Origin of the sequence: Rhodococcus sp. 05-2254-6, assembly GCF_002258565.1 — a bacterium.
Lineage (GTDB): Bacteria > Actinomycetota > Actinomycetes > Mycobacteriales > Mycobacteriaceae > Rhodococcoides.
This window is the reverse complement of sequence record NZ_NOZF01000160.1, coordinates 1-720: the sequence shown is the minus strand read 5'-3', so window position 1 is coordinate 720 and position 720 is coordinate 1. Positions and strand designations below refer to the sequence as shown.

1 protein-coding gene is annotated in these 720 nt (G+C 62.8%); it reads right to left on the bottom strand.

The window, feature by feature from the left end:
* A partial coding sequence (locus tag CH256_RS22545) for an aldehyde dehydrogenase family protein (RefSeq protein WP_143536645.1) occupies window positions 1-409 on the bottom strand: 409 nt, incomplete at its 3' end.
* Window positions 410-720: the final 311 nt, after the last annotated feature.

Genomic DNA, 720 nt, shown 5'->3' with positions numbered 1-720 from the left:
GATCGATACGGGCTCCGTTCCAACTGCCCTCGCGCAGAACGGAAGCGAACAGACGCAGTTGTCCGGTGGTGCGGCCGACCTCGCCGGTGATGCGGGCCAGCGGAAGTCCTGATTCTGCGACGGTGCGCTCGATCAGGGTGTCGCCGAGCGCCGCGATGTTGTCGGCGATGGTCTCGAGGAACTGCGCGCGGGTCTCCGAGGACGTGGCCCGGTAGTCGGCGAAGGCGTCGGCCGCTGCAACACAGGCCTTCTCGACGTCGTTGTTGTCTCCGTGCCCGTAGGCGGGTTCGAGATCTCTGCCGGTGCTGGGGTCGATTCCGTGAATCTGCGCGCCGGCACCGAATACCGGGACGCCGGCGATGATCATCCGGCCGGTGAGAGTGGTGGACTGTGTCGTCGACGCTGTCATGGGGTGACTCCTAGGGCTGTGATGCGGTGCGTGCACTGACGCCGAGGCGTGACCTGGCTCATAGCTCACCACGGTAGAAGGGCGATCGATACATGTCCAAGTCTAAAAAAGTCACATTCGATCCACTCTCGGTATCGATCGCGCTGCCAGGTGTGATGGGCTCCCGCTGTGCCTACCGATGCCACTACTGCATCGGTCGATGCGCAGATGGTCTTGGACATGAATCGATCGGGAGTCCTAGTGTCGTCTGTGAGCCGAGTCACCCATGGCGTATGAGAGAGGTCGGACATGAACGTCCACACGAGCACCCC